This window comes from Aquimarina atlantica (assembly GCF_000626715.1).
Lineage (GTDB): Bacteria > Bacteroidota > Bacteroidia > Flavobacteriales > Flavobacteriaceae > Aquimarina > Aquimarina atlantica.
This window is the reverse complement of the sequence record NZ_AQRA01000006.1, coordinates 492,575-507,037: the sequence shown is the minus strand read 5'-3', so window position 1 is coordinate 507,037 and position 14,463 is coordinate 492,575. Positions and strand designations below refer to the sequence as shown.

Below are 14,463 nucleotides of genomic sequence, written 5' to 3'. Positions count from 1 at the left end.
TTATCTACGTTTATTTTATAAATATAAGTATTACCACTATCAGAATAATCACAGACAATTTCGTTGGTAGATGCATCAAAATTAAAATCAGAAAGGTAGTTTTGGTGATCAATATCAGCAATCACATTGATTACATTTCCATTTGTTTTGTCTATTTCTACTATTTGATGAGGGGCAACTCCATCTTTATAGGTAAATAATCTATTGTCTGCACTCATGATCCAGTTTTCGTATCTTCCTGTTGCCGGATTACTTTGAATAGATGTTGTTTGCCCATTATCTACGTTTATTTTGTAAATGTAGGTACTACCATTATCAGAATAATCACAGATAATTTCGTTGGTAGATGCATCAAAATTAAAATCAGAAAGGTAGTTTTGATGATCAATATCAGCAATCACACTGATTACATTTCCGGTTGTTTTGTCTATTTCTACTATTTGATGAGGGGTAACCCCATCTTTATAAGCAAACAACCTAGAAACAAAAGGAGTAGTTATAGTTATGTTTCCAATGATTTCAGTTTGACCATTAAACGTTAATGAAATACTTCCTGTTTGTGCATTTTCAGGAATTTCTACTTTCAGAAAGTTTGAATTAATTTCTTTTATAGTACCCGTAACATTGCCGGAAAAAGTAACTGTATAGGTTTCATTTGTTAAGAACCCACTACCTTTAATGGTTAATATTTCTCCTGCTTTTATTTCTTGAGCAGGCAAAGTAATATCTGTTGGAAATTCGGCAGTTTGCGGCACGTTTGTAGATTCATCTTCTGAACAAGAAATCACTAAATTTAATAAAATCAATACTATCAAAATTTTTCTCATAAGTTCTTTTACTATGTTACATCCTTTAATATATGGTGTCACAGCAAAACAAAATGTTACCTTATAATCTTCAATTTTTCTAAATTATGTTTACCTATTCATCGTATGAGTAGGTATTTTACCTTTGTAACGGTACAAGAACCAATCGATTAATTTTAATTTAGTGTTTTATAATTGTTCAAGAGCTTCAGGAAATTATCGATAAATAACACTCCAATTACTCCTAAAGAGAATAAGCATAGTATACTTGTAACTTCATAAGAAATATGAATTGAATCGTTTTTAAAAAGAAGCCATAAAACAAGTGCAATACACAATAACAAACCTCCTATAAAACAACCAATTGACCATTTTATATAGCTTCTTACTCTAGTTTTATAGTTCTTTTCCAGAGCAATTTTTGACATTACAATTTCTTCAAAATCAGGGTTATCTAAATTAAATTTCCCTTCTTCAAGAAATTCCTTTATCCTGTTAAAATCTTCATCAATTTTGTCTTTCATAAACTTTTATTTAACAGTTTTCGTATGTTTTTTCTTGCACGATGTAATATTACTTTAACGTTTGATATTGACCAACCTGTAATGTTCGAAATCTCTTTTATTTTCTTTTCTTCCAAATAAAATAAATTTAAAACCAGAGCTTCGTTCGGGTGTAAACGAAGTATAGATTTTTGTGTTAATTCCCATTGTTGGTTTTCTTTAGTTTCTTCTATAGCTAATTCGGTTATCCTATCATCGATTTTGGCAAAATCAATTTTATTTTTTCTTAAATACATAAAAGCCTCATTTACTACAATTCTATAAAACCATGATGAAAATTGGGCGTTTTTCTTAAAATAACGTAAGTTCTTAAATGCTTTAATAAAAGACTCTTGAACTACATCTTCTGCATTATATGTATTTTTTACAATTGAGATGGCAAGGTTATAAGCAATATCCTTGTATTTTCTTACGAAATACCTGAAAGCTTGTTTATCTCCGCTAAGGATTTTATCAATATAAAAATCATCCACTTTATTGTTTGTTGGTATTTCTTTTTTTTATAAAATGATTAATCATACACGATATACCCAAACAGATACCAATAATGAAGGTTATATAAAACCCCTTTGCTTTATCAGGTTCATTCTCCAGGATAACAAAGTAAAGTCCGATGAGTAAAAAAGATATACTCATACCAAGAATTACAACAGAAACCTTTAACCAGGGAAATATAAATTTAAACCTATTTTTTTGCTGCAAACGAAAAATATCTTCTAATTTTTCTCCACGGTCAATTAACTCCATTCGTTCTTTATTTCTCGCTTGTAAGTAAAAATACCAGGCAAAAAATAATGCCGCAATAGCTGTTACCGAGATAATACATGCTATAATTAATGAGATCATGATTTTAAAATATTATTTGTTAGTAATTTTTTTTGCTTTCATTGTTCCTTTTTTTGTTTGCATCTCAACACCTATTACACTATCATTATCATCGATAAGAAATTCGAGTTTTGAATTATCTCTTGCAATTAAAAACTTGTGAATAGCATATGGTATGATTTCGATTTTATCGCCTTGAGCCAAGCCAAACAATTTGTGTCCTTCACGTATTATGGTAAGTACAAATTTAGGTGCAAATTGATAATCTCCTGTATATGTATCCATTTGTTTATGTGTTAAGGAAATGGCCTTCTTATCTGGATTTACTTTTTTCTTTACAGGTTGATGATTGTAACTAAAAACTTTAGTAATAACCCAATTTCTGTTCTGTTTTTTCCAAAGGTGAATAAATTTTGCCTGCGTGATTGATCTTTTGCCGCCTTCGCTTGTTTCAATAAATTGATGTAATCCTGTTTCCAAAACACCAAACCCAGGAATCTCGTGGACTTCTAAAGTATTTTTTACTAGTTTCCTTGTTATAGTATAAGACGTATTCTTTTTTGCTTTCGCTATTTTTTTTAAGCTTTCTATGATTCTTTCTTTTGAATTAATCAATCCATTTTTATCATGAAAAAACTCTATATCTTCACTTATCAAAGCTTTATACTTATCGACTTCTACATTGTTATAAGCAGAAAAAAGCAAAGAGTCCATTTTTAAAATTTCATCAAATAGACTAGTATTTATAGTTTTTAAGTGATCAGTATTCGTTTGGGCTAAACTTAAAAAACAAGATAATTGCATTATACAAATGGTTGTTCTACTAAGTGTTTTTAATCTTTTTAAATTCATCATTACGTTTTTATATTCTTTTTATTAAGATGAATGAAAAAAAGAAAAGGTTACAAAAACTGTAATTTTATTTTAATCATCGAAACCATCAAACCTTTTTATTGATCTAAAAGCAAAAAGCTACCAATATATTGGTAGCTTTTTGTATGATTATAAGTATCAAAACTTATCTTTTCTCATATCGATGACACACCTATATGATCAAAGTAGGTATATTGATTACCGTTTTTTAAATATTAGATTAAGCAAGAATAGAATAATTATTGCTCCGATAGCCCCAGTAAGTATTGCACCTATCCAGCCGGTGCCCAGATGAATTCCTAATTTCCCCAAAAGCCAGTATCCTACATAACTCCCGACGATTCCAACTATAATATTTCCGATTAGACCTAAGCCACCACCTTTGTAAATGGTACCTCCAAGCCAACCTGCTACTGCTCCAATAATAATGGTTACAATTATTTCCATATTGTTAGTTTTAAATTATTAATAAAGTGTTAATATATTAAAAAAATACGAACTTATTAAGATGTGGTTAACATTTCGACTCTATCATATGGTCGACTTTTCGTATTAATACACTTTGTTCTACGTGTCATCTCATTACCTTTTACATCAAAGATTATCAATGATTTAAGAATAAAAAACTATTGACAACATTACAAAGTATAATTATGCAGATGTCTTAGCTGCGTAGCTTTTTAGTGTTCCATCGGTTACAAATCCTATTTTAGAATAAATTCGCTCACCAGATGTAGACGCTACTAAAAGAACGATATCACTTTGATTTTGGTAAGCCTCAAACAATAGTTTATTGGTCATGATCTTACCTAGCCCCATTCCTCTATATTCTGGTAATGTTCCTATCATATGTATCCCAGAATATCCATTTTTATCATGAAATATAATTCCGCAACTTACATATTCACCATCATGTTTACCTAAAAAAAGATGTATATTTTTTTGGTGTTTGACTAATGAAATTATAGTCTTGGGGAGTATTTGATATCCAAATGATTTTGATGAAACTCTTGCAAACATTATCGCCTTCTCATTATTATCAACAAGTACTATCGTAGAAAAATCATCTGTGGGTGCGGTAGTTTTAGAAGTCTCTAAAAACATTGCTTTTACTGTTGATTGCTGTACAAAGTTGTGCTGTAGTAATCGTTGTTCTATATTTTCGTTTTCGGCTACTCCTAGTGATTTTGGTAAAACTCCATTCTTCATTTGTTCATGAAGTTGCTCTAGGTTTACGATCTCTGGATCTATTGCAAAAACTTTATTGGGCCAGGAGCTTTTTGGGGGTTTGGTATACATATACCCTTCTCTTCTATTTAAAAAACCTGCTTGTGTTCCTATATGTTCCCAAAACTCGAAAAGGTGATTTATTATGATCTTATTCATAAGATTTAGTTTTGTGAGGTTTTTACAAAAGCTGCCGAGTCTTCATAAAATCTATATTCTTTAATTTTTCCATCTTCAATTATACTTACCTGAGCCCAATCGCTTATGAATAATTTACCGGTTGTTTTTACTTCGTGCGAAAATTTTCCATTTGCAAAAACGACATTTCCTTCGGCGATTATCCTTTCTACACTAAATTCTTTGGTTGTAAAAGAATTAACTATGTTAGCAATAAACTGCTTTGCTTCTTCTCTGGTTCTGTATGTACCATGAAGTTGGTCTTTTTTTCGTTCTTCGTCACGTACGCTTACGATCAGGCAATTTCTGTGAAACAAATCTAATACTTTATCCATATTACCATTTTGAAAGGCATTAAAATAATCGCGTACTATTGCACTACTGTTTTCTGAATTTTTCATGTTTTTTTGTTTTTAAAGAGTGAATATTTATTGTGTTAATGTAGTCATCGCTTTATCTAGTTTTGCATTCTCTGATGGATCCAGGATAGACGAATTGCTTATATCAAACTTAGTATTAAAATCTCCCAGAGAATACATGCCACATATGTTTCCGCCCCACCTAGGGAATAGTTTTTCTAAAATCTGAAGATGCGATGCTCCCCCTGTTGCTCCGGGAGAAGTGCTCATTAAGACTACGGGTTTATCTCCAAAAAATCGTTGATCTATTCTCGAAAGCCAGTCTATTATGTTTTTAAAAAAGGACGAAGGAAGTCCATTGTGCTCTGGCGAAGCAATTATAAATCCATCTGCTTCTGTAAAAAGCTGAAAAAGTTCTTTTATTGATTTCGGAATGCCCTTCTCTTCAATAACAGGACTATATAGGGGAGCTTTATATTCTGATAATTGTATAAGATGTACATCATTACATTCATCAATTTTTTTGATAGCGGCAAGCAATAATTGTTGATTAATCGACTTAGGATTATTACTTCCCGAAAAGGCAAGGATTTTTTTCATTTGTACCACTTTTAAAATTATTATGGTACAAACTAACTGCTATTTGATATCAAAAATCTTAAGGTATCTTAAGAAACGCTTATGTTGTAGTTTTTTTTCTTAGTGCACTTAAAAACTCTGGGGTCATTCCTAAATATGAAGCGATCATATATTGCGGCACACGCTGTTCGATATCTCTATATTTTGAACGAAACTCAAAATATCGTTCTTCTGCCGTTTTACTTAACGTGTTGAGTGTACGATCTTGTAAAGCAACGTATGCTTTTTCAAACTTAAACCTAAAAAAACGTTCTATTGCAGGTACCCGATCATATAACTGATGTAATGTATCTCTATGAATTTGAAGTACTATACTGTGTTCTAATGCCTGAATAAACTGCTTGGCTGGAGTTCTGGTTAGATAACTATACAAGTCATTAACCCACCAACCTTCTATCCCGAATTGAATGATATGTTCTCGTGCTTCTTCATCCATATAATAACTTCTAAGGCACCCTTCTGCGATATATCTCATATGCGAAGAGACCTCTCCTGTATGTAACAGAATTTCTTTCTTTTTTAAAGTTACCACATGAAAACATTCACTAACATAACGGGCATCGTGATCTGTAAGGGTAATACGCTCTCTAAAATGTTGTATTAATGTATCAATTGGCTCCATGCTTGTATTATAGGTTTACAACACTGATTTTTTCATATCAAAAGCGAGTCCAATATAAGTATTGTTATTAAACTCGAATTCGTCTATTATTTTCCAGCCTAATTTCTTAGTGTGCGCTTTTTCAGAAATAACATTTACTTTATTTATAAATGTTATACTAATCGGATATTTTTTCACAAATTCGACTCTCATTTCTTCAAAAATCAAATTTAGCAATCCTTTACCGCGGTACTCTTTATCAATACAAACCGGCCCATATTGAAAGCTGTTTTCTGTTGAAATTTGATGCCCATCAAATGATAATTCTGGGAAACGAGATACCATCACATTAAAAATCTCCCATTGCTCAAAATATTTCCAATTTCCTGCAAAAGCATATGCTACAATCACATTATCATCATTTTCTGCAATAAAAATTCCGTTTTGTTTTATGATTTCTTCAATTTGATTAGTAGTAAATGGGGTGGTTACAAAACCTGTTTTGCGTTCTTTTTCGCTTAAATTACTAAACAGATTCTTTTCCTGAAGGGAAAGAATTCCTTTGATATCGGTTACTGCTCCTAAACGTGTTTTCATCGTTCCTATGCTATTTTACTGAAGAATACAACATCATTATTTATGATATACTTACTTTGATAAGCATATCTTTTATCTAAATAACTAAGGTAGGTAATCTTTTATGTTTTTGAAGTAAAATGAATCTAGATTTGCATGCTAAATCAATCTATCAAATTTTGCAGATATGATAAGTATTTGATATAATGTCAGGGCCTAAAAATCTATAGGGACTAATTTTAATCCTGTATTTTTACATTGCATAAGGATGTATTTTTTGTCACCAATCATGATACGTTCTGCAGCTTTTATTTGTAGTCCATGCAATGCTGGCAATGTTGCAGAAAAACTTAGCGTGTTTCCCTGGTTTTTATATAGTAAATACCCTTTATTAGCATCATAACGTATTGTTTCTACTTCGGCTTCATATAAAGAACCTACTCCAAAAATATCATTTACTCCATCCTTATTAAAATCTTCGATAACAAAATCTGTAGTTGGGCCAAACTGAGCTTGTACGGGCAATGATGTTATGCTAAAATCACCTTTTCCATCATTAACCAGGATAACAGTATTAAACTCCTTAGCCATATAATGAGTTGCTTCTTTCAAGTCCTGATCCCCATAAATATCAGATAGTGATGCGTTTGCAAACTCTCCGTAGGTTTTAAACTTATTCTTTAGCATAGGTAATTGCTCAGAGGAGCACTGTTTTCCTCTCACAGGTAATAGCAATCCTGTTTTAGATTCTTTACTTAATATAATATCTAAGCTTTGATTTTGATCAAAATCTTTGGTATAAATGTGTAGTGGTTTATCTTTTGTAGGATGAAACTTAGTATTCTGCCCCATATTTCCTATCAAATAATCTATATCTCCATCACTATCAATATCTGTAGGTTGTATTGTAAAATACCATCCAGAAGTATGCTGTAATGCGTCTATATCTCTTTTAATCAATACTCCTTTATTATTATCAAAAATGGTAATTGGCATCCACTCTCCTATTACCAAAAGATCTTCGTCTCCATCCTTATCATAATCAGAAAAAACAGCACCATTTACCATATTTAGCTGTTCTTGTCCTTTGATCATTTTATGGGTTACCTTCACAAAATTCCCATCGTCATTTTTTAGTACATATGAAGGTGATGACATAGGATATTTACCGGGGACTACTCCCCCACCAATAAAAATATCGAGATCACCATCCTGATCAATATCAGATACGGCAATGGCAGAAGATATCGATTTGATTTTAGGAAATGTAGTATCTCTGGCAAAATTACCTTTTCCATCATTGGTATATACTCTATCCATAAGCCAGTCACTATTTTCCTGATCTTCATAACTTCCGCTTGCTACATATAAATCCTGATCGCCATCATTATCTATATCAAAAAATAATGCCTGATTGTCTTCAAATTCTTTATCATTCTGAAAAACAGAAATACTAGAAGCTATAAAAGTCCCATCTTCTTGCTGAATATACATCCCAGCAGAAGCTCCCTTGGCATTTCCTGCAAAGAAATCCTCTTTTCCATCGTTATTTACATCGCCAACAGTAAGGGCTCTCCCTTTTTCACTTTGTTTTTGCGGTAATAATAGTTGAAGTTTGTAATCATCAAAATTGCGCTCTATATTCTTATACTGAATTCCAAATTGAGAAGCATCAATAACGGCCGGGACATGTGCAGGTTGCTTTTTGGACTTCACCATAGCTAGCGCCGTATCTTTTTGATTGATCTCGAGCAATTGATTGCCATTTATATTTTGAAGTGTAGTAGATGTTCCTTGCGGCCATTGTACCTGTATACTATCTATCATTGTCATATCTCCTAATCCAAAATGTATTCTTTGGCTTACAGAAGACTGAAATCCTCTAACAGGATAGTGTATTTTTGATTGTTGCTGGTCTTTGGTATAGATATTAACTTTTGCACCAATACCATTAGGATTCTTATCACTACCAGAAAGTGTTATTGATATATAGTTATTTTGTTGATTATTTTTATAGATACTGGCAGTTTCCATCTGGTTGTTAAGGATGAGATCGAGATCTCCGTCATTATCAAGATCAGCATAAGCCACTCCGTTAGAATTCACTTTTTCTTGTAGTCCCCATTCTTTGGTAACAGGTAAAAACGTTAAATCCTTATTATTAAGAAACATTTTGTTACTCAATTTGGTAGAAGGCATCATACCAATTGCTTCTTCTAATGTTACTTTCTTTCGATTACGAATATTAGTCTTCATCTTGTTTCTAAAATCCTGATTAGACAAATCATGATGGATACCATTAGTCACAAAAAGATCATTAAAACCATCATTATTAAAATCTGCCAATACAGGAGCCCAGCTCCAATCTGTATTCGAAATCCCAGACAGCTGCCCTATTTCGCTATACACCCCATTTCCCAGGTTGAGCTGTAATGCATTAGACATATATTGGTGATGATACCCTGACTTAACCAACTCGTTAAAGTTTTCGGTGCTCATCGCTGCCATATTTTCTTTACTTCTTTTATGATCATCAGACAACATATCTAAAACCACTAAATCCGGTTTAAGATCATTATTAATATCGGCAAAATCAGACCCCATACTATTTGCCGTGATATGATCAAACGTGCTAAGAATGGTATTGGTAAATGTGCCATCGTGATTATTGATGTAAAGAAAATCAGATTCTAAAAAATCATTAGCTACATAAATATCCGGCCAATCATCTTCATTAAAATCACCAATAGATGCACTAAGCCCCCACGCTTTATTTAGCAATCCTGATTTTTGAGTAATATCAGTAAATTTTCCATTATTGTTTTCAAATAACTGATCACTACTTTCGGGGTGATAGCTAAACTGAATTCTAGGGTCTATCGTTACATTGTTGTTAAAATCTGGTCTATGATTTAACAGGTATATATCTAAATCTCCATCTTTATCAAAATCTAAATAATATGCCTGAGTCGAAAAAGCACTGGAAGCCAAACCATATTGATCCGCCTGCTCTATAAAAGTTCCATTCTTTTGGTTGATATAAAGTTTGTTTTTTCTATTTTCTTTATGCTGCAATGCACCCGATTTACACACATAAATATCTAACCAACCATCGGCGTTAATATCTATCATAGAAACTCCGGTAGACCAATCTTCCTTATCAGTTACTCCTGCATTTTTTGTGATATCGTCAAAAACAAAGTCGCCTTTATTAAGGTAGAGCTTATTAGTGCCCTGATTAGAGCTAAAATATATATCTTCTAATCCATCATTATTGATATCACCAACAGCTACTCCCCCGCCATTATAGATGTATGAATAATTAAGAAAATTAAAATATAATGTTTCTTCGATCTTATTCTTAAAACCTATTGTACTATGAGTTTCTGAAACTTTTTCAAATAGCGTTGTACTCTGTTTTTTTTCTACCACAGTATTACTTTTTTTCTGATCTTTTGAACAACCAGAAAAAATCAAAATCAATACTATGAGGTAAATCGTATTCTGCATCATATTCTAATAATTAGACCTTCCTTTTTTGAGGAAATTTGAAAATAAGGAACATTTCTTTTTATTGTAAACTTATCCTCTAAACAGCATGTTTTTATAGACAAACGACCTTTATTAAAGGATAGCCTTACTCTATGCATTTCTTAATATAGACAAACCTCTAAGCATCGTATTTAGGGATATTATACAAATTATTGTACTTTGCTTTAAATATACCTTTTTGTAACGAAATGTTAAATACTTCACGAATTATAAAGTTTACTTTTTTTACTGTACTATTAGTTGTTTTTGGTTGTAAGGATACTCCATCAAAAAGCGATCATGCATATACCAATAGTTTGATTAATGAAACAAGCCCTTATTTATTACAACATGCACATAATCCTGTAGATTGGCAACCCTGGAATGATAGTGCTCTTGAAGAAGCTGTAAAAACCGATAAATTATTAATTGTAAGTATTGGATATTCTTCTTGCCATTGGTGTCATGTCATGGAAAAAGAAACATTTGCAGATGAAAATATCGCTCGGATAATGAATGAGCGTTTTATAAACATTAAAGTAGATAGAGAAGAACGTCCTGATCTCGATCATGTTTATATGACTGCTGTACAACTAATGCAAGGTAGTGGTGGATGGCCTCTTAATGTTATTCTTCTTCCGAATGGAAAACCAGTATATGGTGGTACCTATCATACCAATGAACAATGGAAAGAAGTACTCAATAAAATCAGCGATTTATATCAAACTGATCCTGAAAAACTAACAGATTATGCCGATAAAATTTCATCGGGTATACATGCTACCAATGTAATTGAACCCAAAAATGATGATACTCATTTAACTAAAGATGCTCTTGATTTAAGTGTAAATAATTGGCAAAAAAATTGGGATCTTAAATGGGGAGGAGATCTTGGGAATCAAAAATTCATCAAACCACATAGTTTGGACTTTCTTATGGATTATGCTAAACTAACACATAACGATACGGTTAAAAGACATGTTGAAAATACTTTAGACAACATCGCATCGGGTGGCATTTATGATCATATTGGCGGAGGCTTTTTTAGATACAGCACCGATCCATATTGGAAAGTTCCCCATTTTGAAAAAATGCTCTACACCAATGCGCAACTAATTAGCCTCTATTCTAAAGCCTATAAGGTCTATAAAAAAGTACAATATAAAACCATAGTAGAAGAAACTATTGCTTTTTTAGAACGTGAAATGAAAGATCAAAATGGAGGGTATCACTCGGCAATAGATGCTGATAGCGAAGGGAAAGAAGGTGGTTATTACCAATGGACAAAAGAAGACTTACAACATATTTTGAAAGAAGAGTTTTCTCTTTTTTCTACATATTATGATTTAGGAACTTCTGAAAGCACAGAAAAGGAAACCTCTTTTAATATACAACAATCTTCTAATGATAGTATGTTTAGTGCTCAAAATAATATCTTACCAGAGAAACTAGTATCTCTAAAGGCCAAATGGCAACAATTACTCTTTAACGAAAGACAGAAAAGAGTATCCCCTGCTATTGATGATAAAGTAATTACTTCATGGAATGCCCTATTGATTAATGGGTTTATTGATGCATACAAAGCTTTCGGGAATAAAGAATACCTTAGCAAAGCTATAGCCCTTTACGATGTTATTAACACCAATAATACCAACAACAATTTTCTGGTTCATACTTTTAAAAAAGGTGATAAACAGCAAGAAGGTTTTATAGAAGATTATGCTTTACTTATTGATGCCACTATCAATTTATATAGTGTAACCCTGAAAACAAAATACCTGGATCGTGCAAACGCTCTACATACTATCGCTACAACACATTATACAGATTCGGTGACTAAGATGTATAAATACACCAAAGAAAGTAAATTGATCTCTACATTAATTAAAGTTGATGATGGGGTAATACCATCGCCAAATGCTGTTATGGGACATAATCTAAAAAGGCTTGGTATTCTAAACTATGATAACCAGCTTACAGAAAAGTCGAAGCAAATGTTATCTTCTATGGCAGATTATTTAACCGATAACGCAAAAGATTTTTCTAAATGGAGTGCTTTACAGCTTTATACTGTTTATCCCTTTTATGAGATTGTAATCGTAGGAGAAAAAGCAGATGCTATAGCAGACACTTTTAATTCGTATTATATCCCAAACGCTATTGTCGTAGGAAGTACTCAAGAAAGCACACTGCCTGTATTTAAAAACAAGTATATAGAAGATGCAACTTTTATATATGTCTGCCAACAAGGAGCATGCAAACTTCCTGTACAGGAAGTAGAGCAAGCTCTCAAACAATTATAAAATAAAAAAGAGATTCTTTATCAGAACCTCTTTTGTGATGTCGGGATGACAGGATTTGAACCTGCGACCACACGGCCCCCAGCCGTGTACGCTAACCGGACTGCGCCACATCCCGAAAAATAAGAGTGCAAATATAACTTTTTATTCTAATTTTTAGGGATCGATTATAAACTAAAATGCAAAACTTTTTATAACCATTTCATCTTGCCTTCAAACATATTCAACTACATTCTTAAACTTTTTTTAAAGCGATGTTTGTGACAAAAACGAATTAAAAAAGGCTATCAAGTTATTTTGATAGCCTTTGTGAAATTATCTTATTTCAATGAGATCCAGACAAACCAGTTTTGCCGTACATGCTTTCATATCAATATGCCAGTTACATCCTGGTGGCGGCGGTGCTAATGGAAACATGCAATCATTAATATCACCAATTGGAATTCTTGCTGCTCCTCCTTTTATTTCCTTTTGTTGAGTCTTACTCAAAGGCTTTCCTAATTTTTGTAAATCTTTCATAGTCAAAAATTTTAGATCCAAGTATACACTATACTAGTTATGTATATCATCGGTAGTTCCTGTTAACGTCCCTAATTTCTTAATTGCTTCCATTTGTCTTGCTATCTCAGCCAAAGCTGCAGCTAAACCATCTATTCCCCCGTTAGTTTCTCTTAATTCCTTACCTGTTAAATTTCTCATTTTTTTGATTGAATTTTAATTAAACATTATTTTTTAAAAGTTGCTTCCTATTGAAAACTTTGGTAAAACTACTATGTGATGATCTCAAATTATGAGACGCCAAAAAATAATTCCTAAAAAAGTTAGAATTCATGAACCCATTTTAAATCCACTACATCAGGAAACACCTATGTTTTTTTTTAGGATAAAAACGGTATAGAAATACAAGAAGTAATTAAAATAAAGTACTTTTCAAAAAAATTGTCGGGTGACATATTATGTATTAATCTCTTTCTAGAATTTTGATCATTTTAAATGATTTTAACAAATGAAATAATCCTGGCAAAATGACTGTCCCACCAATGATAAGAGATATCCCTAAAACATTAATAACACTATCTGGTGCTATATTTTCTATTAAACTAACGCTTCCTGTTTGGGTAATTATTATATCTGGATAATGAGAAATTAAAACCGCCGACAAAATTAAAAACACCTGTAATCCAGCAAAAAACCTACTCCAAACCGTATTTCCTTTTTTGATTGTTTTCCATAAGGGAAATAACAGAAAAGCAGAAAGTGCAACCGAAATTATTGTAATAGGGTTTTTCATAAATTCCTGTACAAATACATTCTCGACAATGTATCCGTATCCAAAGGTTAACAGTCCTACAACAAAAACAATAATTGTAGCAATTGCAGATTTTCTAATATAGATGTTTTCGTTTCCTTCTTTTGATTCTCCTATTAGTAAAACTGAAGATAAAAATGCACAAAGCGCTGCAAAAAACAACCCAACCAATATGCTAAATACATTAAACCAAGGTTGTACAAATGCTTCATAAAATGTTAAAGAACTAATATCATCTACTATACGTATTTCGCCACTAATCAATGCCCCGAATACCATTCCTAAAAATATCGGGGTTATCAAGCTAGAAATTTTAAACATATTATCGTATAACTTCTGAGAGTTATCAATAATAGCATCATAATGTCTGAATACAAAAGCTACTCCTCTTAGGGTAACTCCTAATAATATTATAGTAAGCGGGATATGTAAACTCACTACCAGGATATTATAATACACTGGAAATGCTATCCACAGAATCACAATCAAAATAATAATCCAAATATGGTTAGCTTCCCAAACGGGTCCCATGACACGATAAATAGTTTTCTTGGTAATCTTCTGATTTTCTTCTGATGAAAAAAGCTCTACAATCCCAGCTCCATAATCTGCTCCACCCAAAACCACATAGAGATACAGGGAAAAGATTAAAAAGAATAATACAACGTATAGCATAT

The 14,463-nt window shown here is 32.1% G+C and carries 16 protein-coding genes and 1 tRNA gene; 1 reads left to right on the top strand and 16 read right to left on the bottom strand.

Annotated elements, in window-relative coordinates; translation table 11 throughout:
• The 12 genes from ATO12_RS15940 to ATO12_RS15885 all read right to left on the bottom strand — a co-directional run.
• Positions 1–827 (bottom strand): IPT/TIG domain-containing protein (locus ATO12_RS15940; RefSeq protein ID WP_205625247.1); only part of this gene is annotated, 827 nt, incomplete at its 3' end.
• A gap of 155 nt (positions 828–982) precedes the next feature.
• Positions 983–1,330: a hypothetical protein gene (locus ATO12_RS15935; RefSeq protein ID WP_034243470.1), complete on the bottom strand. Its 348-nt coding sequence runs from the start codon at positions 1,328–1,330 to the stop codon at positions 983–985.
• Positions 1,327–1,842, bottom strand: a complete 516-nt coding sequence (locus ATO12_RS15930) for an RNA polymerase sigma factor (protein WP_034243467.1) — start codon at positions 1,840–1,842, stop codon at positions 1,327–1,329. Before ATO12_RS15930 ends, ATO12_RS15935 begins: the two co-directional genes overlap by 4 nt.
• 1 nt (position 1,843) lies before the next feature.
• Positions 1,844–2,215, bottom strand: a complete 372-nt coding sequence (locus ATO12_RS15925; protein WP_034243464.1) for a hypothetical protein — start codon at positions 2,213–2,215, stop codon at positions 1,844–1,846.
• A gap of 12 nt (positions 2,216–2,227) precedes the next feature.
• Entirely contained in the window at positions 2,228–2,908 is a 681-nt protein-coding gene (locus tag ATO12_RS25020; RefSeq protein WP_165583400.1) for a nuclear transport factor 2 family protein, read from the bottom strand.
• 357 nt (positions 2,909–3,265) lie between these two features.
• The gene (locus tag ATO12_RS15915) at positions 3,266–3,514 is read right to left on the bottom strand and encodes a GlsB/YeaQ/YmgE family stress response membrane protein (protein ID WP_025666352.1); all 249 of its coding nucleotides are present in this window, start codon (positions 3,512–3,514) and stop codon (positions 3,266–3,268) included.
• 204 nt (positions 3,515–3,718) lie between these two features.
• On the bottom strand, positions 3,719–4,453 hold the full coding sequence (locus ATO12_RS25015) for a GNAT family N-acetyltransferase (RefSeq protein ID WP_051575877.1): 735 nt from the start codon (positions 4,451–4,453) through the stop codon (positions 3,719–3,721).
• Between the two features lie 5 nt (positions 4,454–4,458).
• Positions 4,459–4,872 (bottom strand): nuclear transport factor 2 family protein, encoded by a 414-nt coding sequence (locus ATO12_RS15905; protein WP_051575876.1) that lies wholly within the window; start codon positions 4,870–4,872, stop codon positions 4,459–4,461.
• 27 nt (positions 4,873–4,899) lie between these two features.
• The gene (locus tag ATO12_RS15900) at positions 4,900–5,430 is read right to left on the bottom strand and encodes an NADPH-dependent FMN reductase (protein ID WP_034243461.1); all 531 of its coding nucleotides are present in this window, start codon (positions 5,428–5,430) and stop codon (positions 4,900–4,902) included.
• Positions 5,431–5,509: 79 nt separating this feature from the next.
• On the bottom strand, positions 5,510–6,091 hold the full coding sequence (locus tag ATO12_RS15895; protein ID WP_034243460.1) for a Crp/Fnr family transcriptional regulator: 582 nt from the start codon (positions 6,089–6,091) through the stop codon (positions 5,510–5,512).
• A gap of 15 nt (positions 6,092–6,106) precedes the next feature.
• Entirely contained in the window at positions 6,107–6,667 is a 561-nt protein-coding gene (locus ATO12_RS15890) for a GNAT family N-acetyltransferase (RefSeq protein WP_034243457.1), read from the bottom strand.
• Between the two features lie 195 nt (positions 6,668–6,862).
• Entirely contained in the window at positions 6,863–10,159 is a 3,297-nt protein-coding gene (locus ATO12_RS15885; protein WP_034243454.1) for a VCBS repeat-containing protein, read from the bottom strand.
• Positions 10,160–10,386: 227 nt separating this feature from the next.
• On the opposite strand from ATO12_RS15885, the gene ATO12_RS15880 reads away from it, so the two are divergent.
• Positions 10,387–12,480: a thioredoxin domain-containing protein gene (locus ATO12_RS15880; RefSeq protein WP_051575875.1), complete on the top strand. Its 2,094-nt coding sequence runs from the start codon at positions 10,387–10,389 to the stop codon at positions 12,478–12,480.
• A gap of 40 nt (positions 12,481–12,520) precedes the next feature.
• On the opposite strand, the gene ATO12_RS15875 is transcribed toward ATO12_RS15880, so the two are convergent.
• From ATO12_RS15875 to ATO12_RS15865, 4 genes are all read right to left on the bottom strand, one after another.
• Positions 12,521–12,595: transfer RNA gene (locus tag ATO12_RS15875), tRNA-Pro, on the bottom strand.
• A 197-nt stretch (positions 12,596–12,792) separates the two neighbouring features.
• Positions 12,793–12,966 carry a hypothetical protein gene (locus ATO12_RS26150; protein WP_165583399.1) on the bottom strand — a complete coding sequence of 58 codons (174 nt, stop codon included), beginning with the start codon at positions 12,964–12,966 and terminating at the stop codon, positions 12,793–12,795.
• 63 nt (positions 12,967–13,029) lie between these two features.
• Positions 13,030–13,176, bottom strand: a complete 147-nt coding sequence (locus tag ATO12_RS26145) for a hypothetical protein (RefSeq protein WP_159025531.1) — start codon at positions 13,174–13,176, stop codon at positions 13,030–13,032.
• Positions 13,177–13,438: 262 nt separating this feature from the next.
• Positions 13,439–14,461 carry a cytochrome d ubiquinol oxidase subunit II gene (locus ATO12_RS15865; RefSeq protein WP_034243449.1) on the bottom strand — a complete coding sequence of 341 codons (1,023 nt, stop codon included), beginning with the start codon at positions 14,459–14,461 and terminating at the stop codon, positions 13,439–13,441.
• Between the last annotated feature and the right edge of the window lie 2 nt (positions 14,462–14,463).

Excerpts from the sequence above, each read along its gene's own strand:
- ATO12_RS15890 (WP_034243457.1), bottom strand. The coding sequence starts at position 6,667 with ATGAAAACACGTTTAGGAGCAGTAACCGATATCAAAGGAATTCTTTCC.
- ATO12_RS15905 (WP_051575876.1), bottom strand. The coding sequence starts at position 4,872 with ATGAAAAATTCAGAAAACAGTAGTGCAATAGTACGCGATTATTTTAAT.
- ATO12_RS15900 (WP_034243461.1), bottom strand. The coding sequence starts at position 5,430 with ATGAAAAAAATCCTTGCCTTTTCGGGAAGTAATAATCCTAAGTCGATT.
- ATO12_RS25015 (WP_051575877.1), bottom strand. The coding sequence starts at position 4,453 with ATGAATAAGATCATAATAAATCACCTTTTCGAGTTTTGGGAACATATA.
- ATO12_RS15915 (WP_025666352.1), bottom strand. The coding sequence starts at position 3,514 with ATGGAAATAATTGTAACCATTATTATTGGAGCAGTAGCAGGTTGGCTT.
- ATO12_RS15880 (WP_051575875.1), top strand. The coding sequence starts at position 10,387 with ATGTTAAATACTTCACGAATTATAAAGTTTACTTTTTTTACTGTACTA.
- ATO12_RS15885 (WP_034243454.1), bottom strand. The coding sequence starts at position 10,159 with ATGATGCAGAATACGATTTACCTCATAGTATTGATTTTGATTTTTTCT.
- ATO12_RS15895 (WP_034243460.1), bottom strand. The coding sequence starts at position 6,091 with ATGGAGCCAATTGATACATTAATACAACATTTTAGAGAGCGTATTACC.
- ATO12_RS25020 (WP_165583400.1), bottom strand. The coding sequence starts at position 2,908 with ATGGACTCTTTGCTTTTTTCTGCTTATAACAATGTAGAAGTCGATAAG.
- ATO12_RS15865 (WP_034243449.1), bottom strand. The coding sequence starts at position 14,461 with ATGCTATACGTTGTATTATTCTTTTTAATCTTTTCCCTGTATCTCTAT.
- ATO12_RS26145 (WP_159025531.1), bottom strand. The coding sequence starts at position 13,176 with ATGAGAAATTTAACAGGTAAGGAATTAAGAGAAACTAACGGGGGAATA.
- ATO12_RS15925 (WP_034243464.1), bottom strand. The coding sequence starts at position 2,215 with ATGATCTCATTAATTATAGCATGTATTATCTCGGTAACAGCTATTGCG.
- ATO12_RS15935 (WP_034243470.1), bottom strand. The coding sequence starts at position 1,330 with ATGAAAGACAAAATTGATGAAGATTTTAACAGGATAAAGGAATTTCTT.